The following is a 15519-nucleotide window of genomic DNA, read 5'->3' as shown; positions in this document are numbered from 1 at the left end:
CAAGTCAGCAAAAAACCGGATCTCTTCTGTTACCACATCAGAGGTTCCGGTTTTTAGACTTACCCTACTCTACTTTTTCAAGTTCTGGTCCAAAAATGACAAGATGGCATTCGCTAATAACTGTGGTGCTTCGAACAAGCTCATATGTCCAGACTGCGGTAGGGTAACCTGAGTTACTCCGGCCCGATCTGTTGTAAACGTCCGTGCTGGAGGAACCGCCTGATCCTGCTCGCCTGCTACTAAAAGAGCTGGCAATGCAGAAGCCGACAGCACATCCCGACGGTCCCGGCGCTCGCGCATAGCCAGTGATGCTCCTACGGCTCCTTGTGGAGGTGTTTTGTAGCCAATTTCTTTGACTTTGAGTAGTTGGTTTGGCATCGACTCCACATGTTCAGGAGCAAACAACCCCGGTACGAGTCCATCTACAAAGGTTGTAATTCCTTCCGTTTGAATGGTGGATACAGCCTTGTTCCGCTTTTCTTTACCTTCGTCCGTATCTGCATAAGCCGTCGAATGAATCAATCCAAAGGCCGTAAGACGCTCTGCATGTCTCTGGGCCGCGGAAAGGGCCAAGTAGCCTCCTAGGGAGTGACCAAACCATGCAGCCTGAGGAATGTCCAATTGTTCCTGAAGTTTAAGCACATCGTCTGCCATTTGATCAATCGTATAGGCTCCGAGTGGAGCATCGCTGCGTCCGTGTCCACGCAAGTCTGGAACAATACAACGATAGCTTGGGGATAGCAAGGGAACAACCTCATCCCAATAGGAGGAGCTTCCGCAAAATCCGTGCAATAGAATGATCGGATCTCCTTTTCCTTGTTCGGCATAGCAAATCGTCGTTCCTTCGCATAATACCTTTTCCATGTGGAACCCTTCTTTCTCTGTATATAATCTATTCGTTCTGAATATATTAGTAAGTAGAACGTGCTGATGTATATTATTAAGCAGACCATCAATATCTGAAACGGTAACCCGCTGGAAAATCTTGCGAAGCTGTTTTAAAGCCAAATTCACAAGCCGCTGCATCTGCAATATATGCAGCCATCGTCATGACCAGGTGAAGCGACGTCATCTGGAGTGTCCAGTACGGTTTGGCACTGCGCTCATTCACAATCGCTGCAACGCTATAATGCCCGACAGACGGCAGAGACAGACCAACCGATCGCGCAGGGGTTAGCGGTTCGCGGGCAACAAGGAACATTCCCGTTGAGCCATGCTGTCCAAGACAAGCATCTATGGCGATCACATGATGATCTTGGGGAATACGCTCCAAGTATGAAACCAGATGATCCGCATCACAAGGCTCCGTCATTGTGCCAATCACATTCGGAAAGCCTTGCTCCTTGAGCATGGTGCCTACCAGTGGCCCGAGTGAGTCACCCGACGAGCGATCTGTACCGATACATACAAAAGTCAACTTATCCATAGCATGCTGATGTTGAATTTCTCGGAAAAACGGTGCGAGTCCGTCGCGATCTGTTTTCTCTACATTAGTAGGTTCTAAGGGTGAGCGACCGGATGTAGAAGCTCGATTATACAAAGACAACTTTGTCCATCCTCCTTCATTCAGTTGTATATCGGTAATCTGGCTATCAGTACATTCTACAACAAAAACATGATACAATACAGGCAACTTCCCCTGTTATGAAAGGATGGAACATTAACGATGGATTTGTCTGTACCGTCTCATGCCAACATTGAGTATATGATTGAGGGCATTAAAACCAAGCTTCGTATGGCGAGTGGTGCTGCTATGCAGGCTTCCGCTTTCTCGCTAGAGCAATACGAGGACATCCATGATGTCTACGATATGGTGATCAGCAAGCCTAACCTCAGCATTTCAGAGGTTGAAGCCATTGTCTCCGAACTGGGTAGATTGCGTAAGTCCTCCTAAACCAGCTTGTAGGACAGACAGCTTGGCTATTTTAAGTTTGTCACCATAAATAAAGCTCGTATCTCCAGTCGTCTTAACAGACGCACAAGGGATACGAGCTTTATTTTTTCGATGTATATACGTATTTTCATACACTTCTTCCTTTACCCATGGACACTTCAAGGCAAATCTACTAATACCAGTTCAGATATTTCCTCATTCCCTGTAGCTAGTATCTTTAATGTACAGCTTTTTTGAATTCGCGCGGCATCACCAGGTCTTAACTGAAATTCCCCATCCTGACACGTAACTTCGACATGACCGCTAATGATATAAATGTGAGTACGGCGCTCTTCTTGCTGCGGATATTCAAGCTGCTGTCCCTTTTCCAATCTACTCAGATACAGATTTATATCCTGTGCAATGGATAGCGCTCCCTCCACCTCTGAACCAGACACTACAGGCTGAAGTCGATTTAGGCGTTCACTATGCTTGAATCTTTGTACCTGATAAGAAGGCTGAAGGCCAGGACTCTCAGGTAGAAACCACATTTGCAAAAAGCGAACCGGTTTTTCATCCCCAGGATTTCGCTCCTCATGTTCAATCCCGGTGCCTGCACTCATAACCTGGATCGAGCCGCTTTTCAGATCCTGTTCGTGGCCCAAGCTGTCGCTATGATGCAGAAGACCTTCAATTACATAGGTAACGATTTCCAAATCATGATGCGGATGTCTTTTGAACCCTTGCTGCGGTTTAAGCTCATTATCATTATGGGCCAGCATACATCCAAAATGGGCATTGCTCGGATCTTCATAATCTGCAAACGAAAAGCTAAACTCACTATGAATCCATCCTTTATTTGAGGTATGTCTCTCTGCTGATGTCACTATTTTAATCATCCTTAACACCTCCATGGATTTCAGTTCCGTAAAGCAGCCCTTACTTCGTGATTCCTAATCCACTTCCGGCCCTGGCATTACAAACGCTGTAATACGATCCCTTTACCCCGCACTTATATGCGTCAATCAGCCTATTGTCTCTGTCTGATTTTGCTCTCCAGTTCATTTTTCGTTAAGTTAATAGTACACAAAATCAATCTATCACAGCCATAAGGAGGCGATTTACTACATATGCTATCCCATGAACCTCAACGATTCCGATTCTTACCAAGCTATTTGCGTCGCAGTCTATCCGCATCTATGATCATGATCGCTGTCTTACTTCTCATTGCCTATTCAGTAAGATGGATTGGCACAGCTCCTTTTCTATATTGGGATGAGCGCATTCAAGATATTGTTTTTCCAGACACAGCTGCTACTCATTACCAACTGCTACCCGTCGCCATCTTCATTACATCGTTAGGCTCATTCCGCATATCATTACTGATAGCAATCGGTACCGCAATCTTGTGCTGGGTCTATCTCCGCTCAAAAGCGTATTCCTTTGCCATCCTAAGCAGCTTTACGGCGATGTGGGTGCTAAATACGATCATAAAAGAATTTTTACAACGGGAACGTCCGTCTCTTCAACATTTGGTTGAAGCAGGAGGTTACAGTTTTCCCAGCGGTCATGCGATGATTTCCATGGGATTTTACGGAATGATATTTGCCATTTGGGCTATAGAACGAAAGGTTCATAAGCGTACATTCTTCCTTCCGTGTGTTCTTGGTGCATTGCTCATTATCTTGATTGGCCTCAGCCGTGTATATTTAGGAGTTCATTTTCCTACCGACATTGTAGGTGGCTATATTGCAGGTATGATCTGGCTGGTATTTACCGTTCCCGTGGTCTATTGGCGAGCGCGTCTGTGGCGTTCCTTCCCTTCATTTCCTCCCCGACCATAAGCGCTTTAAGATGGTTTTTTGTTTCACTCAGGGTCACAACGTTTATATACGAAGTAAGCAAGGCGAAGAAATAACGAAAGCTCAGCATTCATCAAAAACATTATCGTTGTGTGAACTCAGGATAAAGGAGGCGATCCTTGTGTGGGGAATTGTCCTAAGTATTGTAATGGCTATTATTATCGGATTGATTGGCGATGCACTGGCTGGTCATGAAATGCCTGGCGGCATTGCAGGCTCTATGATTGCTGGCTTTGTAGGAGCTTGGCTCGGTGCCATGATTCTAGGAGACTGGGGTCCAGTCATCGGAGATTTTGCAGTCATTCCAGCCATACTTGGAACCGCATTGTTCGTGTTCTTGCTCGGACTTGTGTCCAGGCTATTAAGAAGGGCTACCTAACATTTATATATATTTTTTATTCTATAAAAGGAGTGATATATCATGAGTAACATTGACAATCAAAATATGGCAAGCACTTCAGGTTTTGCAAAGGGTTTATTCATTGGAGGTTTGATTGGTGCTGCGGCAGCCCTGCTGTTCGCTCCAAAGCCAGGCCGTGATTTGCGTAGCGATCTGTCCGAAAAAATGACTGTTGTCTCCGACAAAACCAAGGATGTTGCATCCGTAGTCAGCAGTAAAGCGACGGATTTGGCCAAAACCGTTTCTACCAAAACAGCAGATGTAGCCAAAACGGTGGCCGAGAGCAAAGACAACATCGTATCCAGCGTAACTAAAGCCTCTGCTGATGTTGCTAATGAAGCGGCTAAAGCAGATAAAGAAGTTATGGATGCAACTGCTCAGGCAGCCAAGGACACTCAGAAGCAATTAAATGCAAATTCCTAATACGAATACGTTCCGATCACAACCAAAATGAGCTCCAAACACTGAACAGCCAGCATGCAAGAAGCTGGCTGTTTTTAAATGATAGAAAGGCTGGGATGACAATGAACAAACCAAGCTCCTATGGAGATGATCTTGCTCGGAACAACAAGAGAACCTTTCACCCCCTACAGACACAAGATCAACCAGACGAGGTTTCATCCAAGCAGACCTCACCTACTCATGTTAAAAAGCATGATCCTGAAAGAGATTTTGATGTGGATGAACATCCTTTTGAGCTACGCCATGAGGTCAAGCGGCTTAACAAACGTCTAGATCAAATCGCAGATACATTAGAAAAAGCAGAATTCAAAGATATTATAGAGAACTACTCCAGTACGAAAAGAAGAATTATTAGTAATCTGACGGCTGGGATTTCAAGGGGTCTTGGCCTTACACTGGGTACAGTGGTCGTACTCGCCTTACTCGCTTGGTTGCTTAGCTTCCTGGTGCAGTTAAATCTTCCAGTCATCGGAGATTTTATCGCCGAGTTGTTAGGATATATCAAAATGAGCCAAGGTACTAAGTGATTGTCTTCTATCTCATATAAAAACGATCCATCGAACCGGTAATGAGCTCCTAAAATGCCCCCGGTTGTGATGGATCGTTTTTTGAATGCACATTGTAACTGCCGTAAGCAGCCGCTACAATTTGTTACGCTTGTTTGTTTTTAATAAATCTCCTGTCCATCCCTTCATCATCAGCCAGCCGTACATCCCCGCCATACTTAACAGAGTAGCCATAATCACGAAGGTAAAACCCCAGCCTGTTTTGATCCAAGGCAGATTTTCAAAGTTCATGCCCCAGATAGCGCCTACTACAGTGGCCGGCGTAAATACAGCGGTCACGATCGTGAGTGTCTTCGTAATCTCATTGCCCCTAAATGCGGAAATGGCGTCATCAATGGAGATTAGTGTGTCGATTTCCTTCTCATAATGGCGGAATAGTCCCTCCATCCGAGTGACACGGTACAGTAACTGCTTAAAAAAGCGATTTTCCTCCAGCTTATCCAGATAGGCTTCGCGGGAAGCCGTGACCAGCTCTGAAAAAGGGATGAACATATTGCTCCAATACAACAGCTCGAAACGCGCATTCAATATAGAATCCATCAGCGTACGTGCGTTCCTTTTCTCCATGTCCTCTTCCAGTCTTCTCAGGTTGATCTCAAACTTATCCATTCCCGTATGAAAATAATGAAGCACAGCTCTCGCCAATACGAACATGCCATCAGCCGCATCCTCACACTGTTGCAGCATGGTTTGGCGTTCTGGGGTATGCATAATTTCGCGGGTATTTTGGTCCAAATTTAAGGTCACTAGCTTCTGGTTTAGAACTAGAAAATAAAACTTGTTGCAATTGCGCTGACTGTCGATCTCCTCTTGAACGGAGTAGATCAACGATCCGCACATCAACGGCTGATTACCATCTGGAAAGCGTACAGAAATAAAGCTGGATGGAATGTCCTCTACCTTATCCAGCCACTCTGCGGCCTCTGGGAGCTTCTCCTTCAAGTGCTGTATGACCGAATCCTGCCAGTCCGCAGCACAGATGTCCCACCATTCCCATCCTCCACGAAAGGTAGAAATCTGTTCAAATGCTGTCATGGATTCCATCCTTTCTTTGTTTTTTCCGCTTTATAAAAAGGACACGCTTCCCTAATTGGAATAACGTGTCCTTACGATGGGACGTCAAATATTATAAGCCATGAATTCAGCGATCTTGTCATGAAATAGAGGAATTAGACATAATCTGCTTCAACTTTTCTGTTGCCCGCTTCTGAATACGGGAAACGCTCATCTGCGATACGCCCAACGTCTGCGCAATCGCACGTTGAGATTGACCATCCTGAAATGCCAGAAGAAGCACTTTCTGTTCCTGCTCTTTCAGTTGGCTTAAGGCCTGCTGAAGATCCATCCGTTTTTCCACCGTGTCAAAATCGTTAGCATCTGAGCTAATAAGCTCACCTAACGTAGCTGCACTCTCTTCCTGGGATAATGGCGAGTCCAGTGAAACATAGTGGTAGCATTCGCGACCTGCAAGCACCTCGATCGTTTCCTCAACGGTAAGGTCCAAATACTCCGCAATCTCGTTCACATTGGGTGAGCGTTCTAATTTGACGGTCAGCTCATCAATCGCATGTTGAACAAGCGCTCCCTTTTCCTTGATACGGCGAGGGACCTGTATGTACCAGGATTTATCGCGTAAATAATTCTTCATATGTCCCAGCATACTTTTCATAGCGTACGGCTCAAATGGGATACCCAAGCTGATATCGTATTGCTGGAGCAGACGTATCAAAGCCATCTGACCGGTCTGATATAAATCCTCGTATAAGTCCGGGCGGTTACGGGATATCTTCCCGGCAGCCATCTTGACCATAGGCTCATACTTGCGGATCAGCACGGTAGCAATTTCGTTATCTTTGGTTTGCTGGTACTCCCAGATTAGACCAACGGCTTCATCCATCGACTCCGGGGGAGTTACCTTTTCATTCATACTCTTTCCTCACTTCTGGTCAGACGCTTTACCAACACCACTTCGGTACCTTTTCCTGTCTCATTCAAGATTTGAACATCGTCCATAAGCGCCTGCATGAGATAAAAGCCTAATCCGCCAATTTGCGCATCATTTAACTCCTTGTCATGCAAGGATGCGATACGAGACGGGTCCTCCACACGTTCAAAGCTCTCCCCTTCATCTTTGACACGAATGGACAACGAAGCTTCGTCAAATTCGAATGTTACTTCCACGACTCCTCCCTGATGACCATATGCATAAAGGACAGAGTTATTACAGGCTTCCGATACAGCCACTTTCATGTCTTCGATATCCTCATAAGAGAATCCCATTTTAGCGGCAATACCATATAAATTTAATCTTACAATATCAACAAAGTCAGCTGTGGCCGGCAAATTAAGAACTACTTTTTGAATTTGAGCATTCATTTCTTTTTCTTTCCTTTCCTATTGGGAATTCTCCTGGGGGGCAAAGAATTTGGCAATACCGGTCATATCAAACAGTTTTTGAATCTGAGGCGGTACCTCTTGAACCGTAAACCGGGACTCCATCCCATGCCTTGCTTTTAAAATGGATAGCAAAATACCAATGCCTGTGCTGTCAATGTATTTAAGGTCTCTCAAGTTAACAATCAAATCCTGGCTGGATTCCCCCACTAAAGGCTCCATGACCAGACGGAAATCAGGTGCTACCGAAAGGTCTAATTCTCCACTCAGATAAACGGTATTTACACCATCAGCTGTTTCTGTGATCGCATTGAACTTCTCATTTTTATTTGTATTCATAGGCCTACTCTCCCAAAAAAAGATTTCCCTACATACTAACCCAATATACGAGCGTTTGAATCACGTTATAACTTTTTATACACCTGTCAAATAACACCAGCTAAGCTTCATTGATTCGATCTTTACCTGGCTGCATTGGAAAATGGTCTGGAGAATGCCGGAGCAACGCCTGTTTTACACTGCTGATTTTAACGGGCTTACTAATGTAATCGTTCATTCCAGCCTCAATACATCGGGGCTGAATTCCCTCCATGACGTTAGCCGTCATAGCGATAATCGCAGGTTGAGATCTCCCCGCCAACTGTTCACGTACTCTACCCGTACACTCCAGGCCGTCCATTACAGGCATCTGCAAGTCCATAAAGATATAGTCGTAATCCTGATTCGCAGTGACCATATCAAGCGCCTGTTGCCCATCTGCTGCCACGTCTGAAGCCAAACCAAGCTTATCCAGTATATTGACCATTAGCTTCTGGTTGATGGGATGGTCATCCACAACCAGTACAGGTCTACGGGTTGGGGGCTCCTGTTGTGGGATTTCCCAATCATGGCTGGACTCCCCCTCCAGTTCATTTTCCTTGGCAAAGCCAAGCTTCATTGTAAAATGAAACGCCACACCCTGTTCTCCACTCGTATCCACACGGATATCTCCGCCCATCATATTCACTAAGGTTTTGCAAATAGCGAGTCCTAAACCTGTCCCACCATATTTGCGTGTCATTGAAGAATCCAGTTGGGAAAAAGGGTGAAAAAGCCTTCCAACCTTGGCAGGATCAATACCAATCCCTGTATCCTTTACAGAAAACTCAACCGTAAGCCCATTGTCGCTACGCTCTTTAACCGATGCGAAGACATATACCCCGCCCTGGTCTGTAAATTTGACGGCATTGGACACCAAGTTAATCAGTACTTGACGCAATCTGCCCATATCTCCATATAACACGGGAGGCAACTGTTCATCGAGAAAATAAACCAGCTCCAAATTCTTGCGGTTCACCTCTACCGTAAACAGGCTGAAAACTTCCTTGATACAGGAAACCAAATCAAATGGATATTCCTCAACCTCCATCTTGCCTGACTCCAGCTTGGTAAAGTCCAGAATATCATTAATGACCGCGACCAGCGCGTCTGCACTGCGGCGGATGATATCGGCATATTCCTGTTGATCGTTTTGCAGCTCTGTCTCCATCAGCAGATCAATCATACCAATGACACCGTTCATAGGTGTGCGAATCTCATGGCTCATCATTGCCAAAAATTCGGTTTTGGCATTGGCAGCAATCTCTGCCGCCTCCTTGGCGGCTATCAGTTCGCTGTTCATCTTTTCCAGCTCCTGCGTCTTCTGGTGCAGCAGCATGGACTGTGTTTTCAAACGCTTGTTTGTCAGATACATTTGTACGAAGCCTTCAATTTTGGACTTGAGAATTTGAGGGATGAACGGCTTCACCATATAATCAATACCGCCCGCTGAATATCCGGCAAACAAATGCTCCGCTTCCTTGCTGTTAGCTGAAATAAAGATAATCGGAATATCCTTCGTCTTCTCTCTGGCCTTGATTAACTTTGCGGTCTCAATTCCATCCATACCCGGCATTTGCACATCAAGGACTACGAGTGCAAATTCATCTTTTAACAGACATCGCAACGCTTCTTCCCCAGATGTGGCCTTTACCAGATTATATTGTTCACTCTCCAGCACTGCCTCAAGAGCGAGCAGGTTCTCAGGTCTATCATCTACCAGCAATATATGAATCGGTTCATGAAGCCCCATGGAATCCTCCTAAGCATCTCTATTTAATCTTCCGGTATATTTTCTCTACCCGGTCCAGCGGCTCGTAGGAATCACTATAATCGGTGAAATGTATGGATTCCTTGGCCCCAAGCACCAACACACCAAAATGACTCAAGCTATCATAAAACAACCCATGTACATGGTTGCGAAGTTCATCGTTAAAATAAATCATAACATTCCGGCAAAAAATAACATTGAACTCGTTAAATGACCGGTCTGTCGCTAAATTGTGCTCAGCAAAAATGATATTTTTTCGTAAAAAGGGATGAAACATTACCGAATCATACTTGGCTGTATAATATTCAGAGAACGATTGTGTGCCCCCAGATTCCAAATAATTTTTGGTATACAGCTTCATTCGGTCAATCCCATATACGCCTTCCTTCGCTTGTTGTAAAGACAGGTTATTCATATCCGTCGCATAAATACGGGCCTTGTCATATAAGCCTTCCTCATGCAGCATGATTGCCATAGAATACACTTCCTCACCTGTGGAGCAACCTGCATGCCATATTCGGATATACGGATACGTCCGTAAAATAGGAATGATTTTTTGCCTGAAAATTAAAAACAGCTCCGGGTCGCGAAACATCTCGGTCACCGGAATGGAAAGACTCTGTACCAGTCTATCAAAGGCGCTGCGATCATGCAGCACCTTCTCCTGAAGTCCTGATATCGTGCTTACGTTCTCGGACTGCGCATGATAATAAATACGCCGCTTGATCGATGGCAGAGCGTAGTTGCGAAAATCGTAGCCGTACAGCCGATGTATACCTTCCAGCAACAGCTCAATCTCAATCATTTCCCGCTCATTGTCATTCGATTTCACTTCATTAGCAGCATTATCCGCCATATCCTTCGATGTCATAATCTCTCTCCAATTCCTAAATAGGTTTTGCCTGTACCGCTCTCAATCAAGTGTCAATTTATATTACCCATTTTTTTGGATTACGAATACAACCACACCCGCATTAATGATAAAAGCTGTTCGGTTTGAATCGGTTTTTTTACATAATCGGAAGCGCCTGCCTCAATACACTTGGAACGATCATCCTTCATCGCCTTGGCTGTCAGGGCAATAATAGGCAACTTCTCGAATTGCGGCATTAATCGAATCCGTCGCATTGCTTCATATCCATCCATTTCCGGCATCATCATATCCATCAGCACCAGATCAAAATCAGGCGTCTGTTCGAGCATTTCCAGAGCTTCCCTTCCATTTTCTGCAAAGGTAACCTCCATACGATAGCTTTCCAGCACACTGGACAGAGCAAATACATTACGAATATCATCGTCTACCAACAATATTTTTTTGCCTTCAAACAGCTCTTCCTTGTTATAAAGCTTCTGCAAAATTTTACGTTTGTCCTCAGGAAGATTTGCCTCCACCCGATGCAGGAACAACGTAGTCTCATCCAAAAGTCGTTCCGGCGATTTGACATCCTTAATAATAATGGACTCTGCATATTTTCGAAGTTGTGTTTCTTCCTTACTATCCAGATCTTTGCCTGTATAAATAATGATCGGCAGATCGGTGAGCTGCTCATTTTCCCGAATGCGGTCGAGCAATTCAAAGCCTGTCATGTCACTCAGCATCAGATCCAGTACCATGCAGTCATACCGCTGGGTGGCCAGCTCGTTTAGTGCTTCTTTACCTGTCGATACCGCCGTAATGGCCACATCATCATGGTCAATGAGCTCAATAATGGACTTGCGCTGGTTATCGTCATCCTCGACCACAAGGAGGCGTTTTACCATTTGGTCCGTATAAGATTTTATATGTGAAAATGCCTTATCCAGACTTTCCTTTGAAGAAGGCTTTTTGAGATAGGCAATCGCGCCCATCATCAAGCCCTGCTTCACATCATCAATGACCGAAATCACATGTACTGGAATATGACGTGTCGATGAGTTTCCTTTCAGCTCGCCCAAAATGGACCAGCCATCCATCACAGGTAACTGAATATCTAATATAATAGCGTCTGGCAAATAAGAATGAGCCATGTTCAGCCCATCGTCTCCTTTGAGAGCAATCAACGCCTTAAAGCCACGACTACGGGCCATGTCGTACAAAATATTCGCAAAATTAATATCATCCTCAATAATCAGCAGCACTTTATCCTGCGGGGTAATCTCGTTTCGGTCATCACCCGGATGTATGTCCTCTACTCCGCTCTTCACAGGCATCTGATACACAGGTAAGCGTTCAGCAGGCATAATCATTGGAAGATCTGCTTCCGCTGAAGCAGCGACACCCTCATAATCCGGAAGTACATCTGTACTGTCAAGCGCCTCTCTCGAATGAGAATCCATATTCTTTTCCGTAGGCGTTTGTTCCGGCAAATACAGTGTGAAGCAACTGCCCTGCCCCTGCTCGGATTCCACCGTAATGGCACCGCCCAACAATTTGGAAAGCTCACGACTGATCGACAGCCCTAGCCCTGTTCCCCCGTATTTTCGGCTAGTCGTACCGTCTACCTGCTGGAAGGCTTCGAAGATCAGATCTGTCTTATCCGAAGCAATCCCGATGCCCGTATCACGTACAGATAGAGCCAGATAGGATTTTCGTGGATTTAGCATACCCGGAAGCTGCTCTCCATTTGCCCGAGATACCTTGAAACTTATAGAACCTTCCGTGGTGAACTTGAACGCATTGGACAGTAAGTTACGTAAAATTTGTTTGAGACGATAACCGTCACTTATAATAGCATCTGGCAAATTCTCTTCGATTTCGGTATGCAGTTGAAGCTCTCGTTTGGCTGCGACTGGAGCAAAATTCTGTTCTACAAACAGCTCCAGTTCCTTCAAATGGACCGTTTCATGGTTAATATCCATTTTTCCAGCATCCACTTTGGATAAATCCAGAATTTCATCAATCATTTTCAACAAATCCGCGCCCGACATATAAATGGTTTGTGCATATTCAACTTGTTTGGGCTTGAGATTGCCTTCCTTGTTCTCAGACAGCAGCTGAGAAAGAATAAGCAAGCTATTTAGCGGAGTACGCAATTCATGCGACATATTGGCCAAAAACTCGGATTTGTATTTGCTTGTGATCCCAAGCTGCATCGCCTGTTGCTCCAACTGGGCTCGTGCACGTTCGATCTCATCGTTCTTTTCTTCCACTTCTCGAACCTGTTCTTCCAGTGCTCTCGTTTTAGCAATCAGTTCAGTATTAAAATGCTCCAATTCTTCCTGTTGACGCTGTAATAATTCCTCGGAACGCTTAAGCTCCTCTGTTTGCTGCTCCAAATTCTCGTTAGAACGCTTGAGCTCTTCTTGCTGAGTTTGCAACTCTTCGGACTGGCATTGCAATTCCTCGGTAAGTGCTTGTGATTCGCGCAACAGTTGCTCAACCCGCATCCGTCCCTTGATATTGTTCAAAATGATTCCCAAACTCTCCACTAACTGAGCAAACAGCTTCGTTTCCAGATCACTGAAGCGGTCCAGTGACGCTATTTCCACGGCACCAATGCATTCATCATCGAACATAATAGGGAAAATCATAATTCCAACTGGCTTACTTTCTCCTAAGGCGGAGCCAATGGACAAGTATCCTTCAGGTGCCTCTGTGATCAAGATTGGCTTACGATCCAGAACACACTGTCCAAGCAAACCTTCGCCCACCTGGATAGCGTCTCTGATCGAGCCTTCGCCAGTCACCTTTGCATAGGAGCCGTATAACTTGAATCGATTGTCTTCTACCTCTTTTCCTTGCAGGTAGATGGCTCCATAGCTGCCCCCCAAAATGGGTGTAAACTCACTAATGAACATCTGAGCAACCTGCTCCAGTGAATTCACACCGCGAAACAGCTCAGTCAATCGAGCAGTATTGGCATTAAGCCAAGTTTGGTCCTTCTGCGTTTGAAGGACGGAATGCTCGAATTTCCTTTTTTCATCCAGGTCTCCAGCCAATTGTTGAAACACACGAGCAACCTCTCCGATTTCATCTTTGGAGGCCACACTCATCCGGCTGATAGCCCTGTACTTTCCCTTGCCAAAACCGTTCATCATGAGGTTAACGGTATTTAGACCTTTGGCAATGCTAGGAAGCACCCACAAAATAACCAGTAAGCCCATCATCAGACCGGCCGCCATCAGGATTGTGGTAATCTGCACAGATTCCTCATAAGCCTGATTGGCCTGCTTCATATCGTTATCAATTTCCCGGTCTTGGAAAACAGCTAGGGTATTAATGCTGTCCATTGCCTCCTCTTGAGCAGGCAGACCCGTGCTATTACGGAAAGCATTAGCTTCCTCAATACGATCTTGCTCCAATAAGGAAACGAGTCTCTCTTCATAGTTTAGATAATCTTTCCAGGCGACAGCCACCCGGTCAATCTGCTGTTGCTCTTCACTCGTACCGGAATCCGTTTGCAGACTAGCCAGCACTTTTGTTCCAGTAGCAGAAATATCATCCATCTCGCGCTTGGCCTCGCTGACAGAGGAGCCTGGATTCAAGATCAGATTGGCCATGACTTTAGCCATATCGTTCACCTGTCCGCGTATAGCCGTTGTTTTGCGGACCTTCACATATCGTTCTTGGTAAACCTGGTTCAGCTGTTCATTCAAGCTCCCCATCCGGTCATAGCTGATTAGCGTCAGCACAAGGAGGATCGCCATAAGCGATCCAAAGCCAATCAGCAGTTTATTTCTGATTTTCATGCAAGCTCTCTCCCTCTTTCAATGAAATCCAGATCAGGCACTTATCATCATCGCGATCCTGCGGCCCCTCGTTACGAAAAAACGCATCCAGCATCGCTTCTTCATTCCATTCCTCATACTTGCGCAGACAGGCAGTCAGATACTCCAATTGTTCCTCATATTCACCTTCTACCGTCTCCAGCAAGCCATCTGTATACAAAGCGATATGCCCAGTTCCTTCGTAATAAATCGTGTGCATCTCTGCATCAATTTTATCAAACAATCCGACCGGACTACACGCACGGTCTAATTTGGTTATGCTACCGTCCTGATTGAACAGCAAGCCGGGAGGATGCCCTGCATTTACATAGTCAATTCGCCGTGAACGAGTATCAATCACCATATAAATCGCCGTAAAATAATACTGTACCAGCTGCTTGCCCAGGTCCAGTTGATTAAAACGACGATTCAGCTCTTGTATGACCTTCTCCGGCTCCACATACGTGGTCACCGTATCCTTGAGTACAGACGCAATGAACATGCAAAACAAAGAAGAAGAAATGCCATGGCCCATCATATCGAGCAAAATGATGGCATATCTCCCTTCTCCTAGCGGATACCATGAATATAAATCTCCCGCCAGTTCAAAGGAAGGCTGGTACAGTGCATTCGCTTGCAGCATAGGGTCCTGAATGGCAGGACTCAGCACCGCCTGCTGCACCATCGCAGCCAGTTTCAATTCATCCTGAATTCGCTGATCCCGGTCCTTATGCCAGTCTTTTTCCTGTTTAAGACGCAAGGCAGATCGAATTCGCGCCATTAGCTCTACCTTGTTGATCGGCTTTGTGACATAATCAACGGCTCCCACATCCAGAGCTTCGGCCAATTTTTTAGAATCGCCTACAGCGGTGACCATAATAATCGGAATATCTTTTAAATGTTCATATTCCTGTACAATACTGCAAGCTTCAATGCCATCCATTTCAGGCATCATCATATCGAGCAGCACCAAATCAATATCCGAAGGACGGGGGCGAAGACTAATGGTACGGTCGCCGATTCCCAAATGTTCCAGCATTTCTGCGGCCGAGCTGGCAGAGATCACATCGCGATAATTTTCTTTTTTTAGTATTTCACGAATAATAATGACATTCGTTGGATTATCATCAACAATTAGAATTCTCATT

General features: G+C 45.3%; 16 protein-coding genes. 5 read left to right on the top strand and 11 right to left on the bottom strand.

Annotated features, from left to right (window positions below; genetic code table 11):
- Positions 1–69: 69 nt before the first annotated feature.
- Positions 70–864, bottom strand: coding sequence for an alpha/beta fold hydrolase (locus tag G7035_RS12750; RefSeq protein WP_019688595.1), 795 nt, complete (start codon positions 862–864; stop codon positions 70–72).
- Positions 865–952: 88 nt separating this feature from the next.
- Positions 953–1546: a spore protease YyaC gene (gene yyaC / locus G7035_RS12745; protein ID WP_049789364.1), complete on the bottom strand. Its 594-nt coding sequence runs from the start codon at positions 1544–1546 to the stop codon at positions 953–955.
- Between the two features lie 120 nt (positions 1547–1666).
- Here yyaC and G7035_RS12740 point away from each other — a divergent pair, with 120 nt between their 5' ends.
- A complete protein-coding gene (locus tag G7035_RS12740; RefSeq protein ID WP_013373034.1) occupies positions 1667–1894 on the top strand; it encodes a DUF1128 domain-containing protein in 228 nt (75 codons plus the stop codon).
- Positions 1895–2052: 158 nt separating this feature from the next.
- Here G7035_RS12740 and G7035_RS12735 read toward each other — a convergent pair whose 3' ends face one another.
- A complete protein-coding gene (locus G7035_RS12735) occupies positions 2053–2772 on the bottom strand; it encodes a pirin family protein (protein ID WP_019688597.1) in 720 nt (239 codons plus the stop codon).
- 231 nt (positions 2773–3003) lie between these two features.
- Here G7035_RS12735 and G7035_RS12730 point away from each other — a divergent pair, with 231 nt between their 5' ends.
- The 4 genes from G7035_RS12730 to G7035_RS12715 all read left to right on the top strand — a co-directional run bounded on the left by G7035_RS12730 (position 3004) and on the right by G7035_RS12715 (position 5124).
- Complete coding sequence (locus G7035_RS12730; RefSeq protein ID WP_019688598.1) at positions 3004–3717, top strand: phosphatase PAP2 family protein; 714 nt, start codon at positions 3004–3006, stop codon at positions 3715–3717.
- 139 nt (positions 3718–3856) lie between these two features.
- Positions 3857–4114: a GlsB/YeaQ/YmgE family stress response membrane protein gene (locus G7035_RS12725; RefSeq protein ID WP_016820274.1), complete on the top strand. Its 258-nt coding sequence runs from the start codon at positions 3857–3859 to the stop codon at positions 4112–4114.
- 42 nt (positions 4115–4156) lie between these two features.
- On the top strand, positions 4157–4558 hold the full coding sequence (locus G7035_RS12720) for a YtxH domain-containing protein (protein ID WP_016820275.1): 402 nt from the start codon (positions 4157–4159) through the stop codon (positions 4556–4558).
- Positions 4559–4653: 95 nt separating this feature from the next.
- Entirely contained in the window at positions 4654–5124 is a 471-nt protein-coding gene (locus G7035_RS12715) for a DUF5665 domain-containing protein (protein WP_019688599.1), read from the top strand.
- Positions 5125–5238: 114 nt separating this feature from the next.
- Here G7035_RS12715 and G7035_RS12710 read toward each other — a convergent pair whose 3' ends face one another.
- The 8 genes from G7035_RS12710 to G7035_RS12675 form a co-directional block, all read right to left on the bottom strand.
- The gene (locus G7035_RS12710) at positions 5239–6198 is read right to left on the bottom strand and encodes a magnesium transporter CorA family protein (protein WP_016820277.1); all 960 of its coding nucleotides are present in this window, start codon (positions 6196–6198) and stop codon (positions 5239–5241) included.
- Positions 6199–6316: 118 nt separating this feature from the next.
- Entirely contained in the window at positions 6317–7090 is a 774-nt protein-coding gene (locus G7035_RS12705; RefSeq protein ID WP_013373041.1) for a sigma-70 family RNA polymerase sigma factor, read from the bottom strand.
- Positions 7087–7539 (bottom strand): anti-sigma B factor RsbW, encoded by a 453-nt coding sequence (gene rsbW / locus G7035_RS12700; protein ID WP_019688600.1) that lies wholly within the window; start codon positions 7537–7539, stop codon positions 7087–7089. The genes G7035_RS12705 and rsbW overlap by 4 nt, the downstream gene beginning before the upstream one ends.
- Before the next feature lie 18 nt (positions 7540–7557).
- On the bottom strand, positions 7558–7896 hold the full coding sequence (locus G7035_RS12695) for an STAS domain-containing protein (protein ID WP_013373043.1): 339 nt from the start codon (positions 7894–7896) through the stop codon (positions 7558–7560).
- 100 nt (positions 7897–7996) lie between these two features.
- Positions 7997–9667: a response regulator gene (locus tag G7035_RS12690; RefSeq protein ID WP_017425949.1), complete on the bottom strand. Its 1671-nt coding sequence runs from the start codon at positions 9665–9667 to the stop codon at positions 7997–7999.
- A gap of 19 nt (positions 9668–9686) precedes the next feature.
- Positions 9687–10556: a CheR family methyltransferase gene (locus G7035_RS12685; RefSeq protein WP_017425950.1), complete on the bottom strand. Its 870-nt coding sequence runs from the start codon at positions 10554–10556 to the stop codon at positions 9687–9689.
- 80 nt (positions 10557–10636) lie between these two features.
- Positions 10637–14353, bottom strand: a complete 3717-nt coding sequence (locus G7035_RS12680; RefSeq protein WP_017425951.1) for a response regulator — start codon at positions 14351–14353, stop codon at positions 10637–10639.
- Positions 14337–15518, bottom strand: coding sequence for a PP2C family protein-serine/threonine phosphatase (locus G7035_RS12675; protein ID WP_016820282.1), 1182 nt, complete (start codon positions 15516–15518; stop codon positions 14337–14339). Before G7035_RS12675 ends, G7035_RS12680 begins: the two co-directional genes overlap by 17 nt.
- Position 15519 lies beyond the last annotated feature (1 nt).

It is taken from the genome of Paenibacillus polymyxa, assembly GCF_015710975.1.
Lineage (GTDB): Bacteria > Bacillota > Bacilli > Paenibacillales > Paenibacillaceae > Paenibacillus > Paenibacillus polymyxa.
This window is presented reverse-complemented; position numbering and strand designations above follow the sequence as displayed.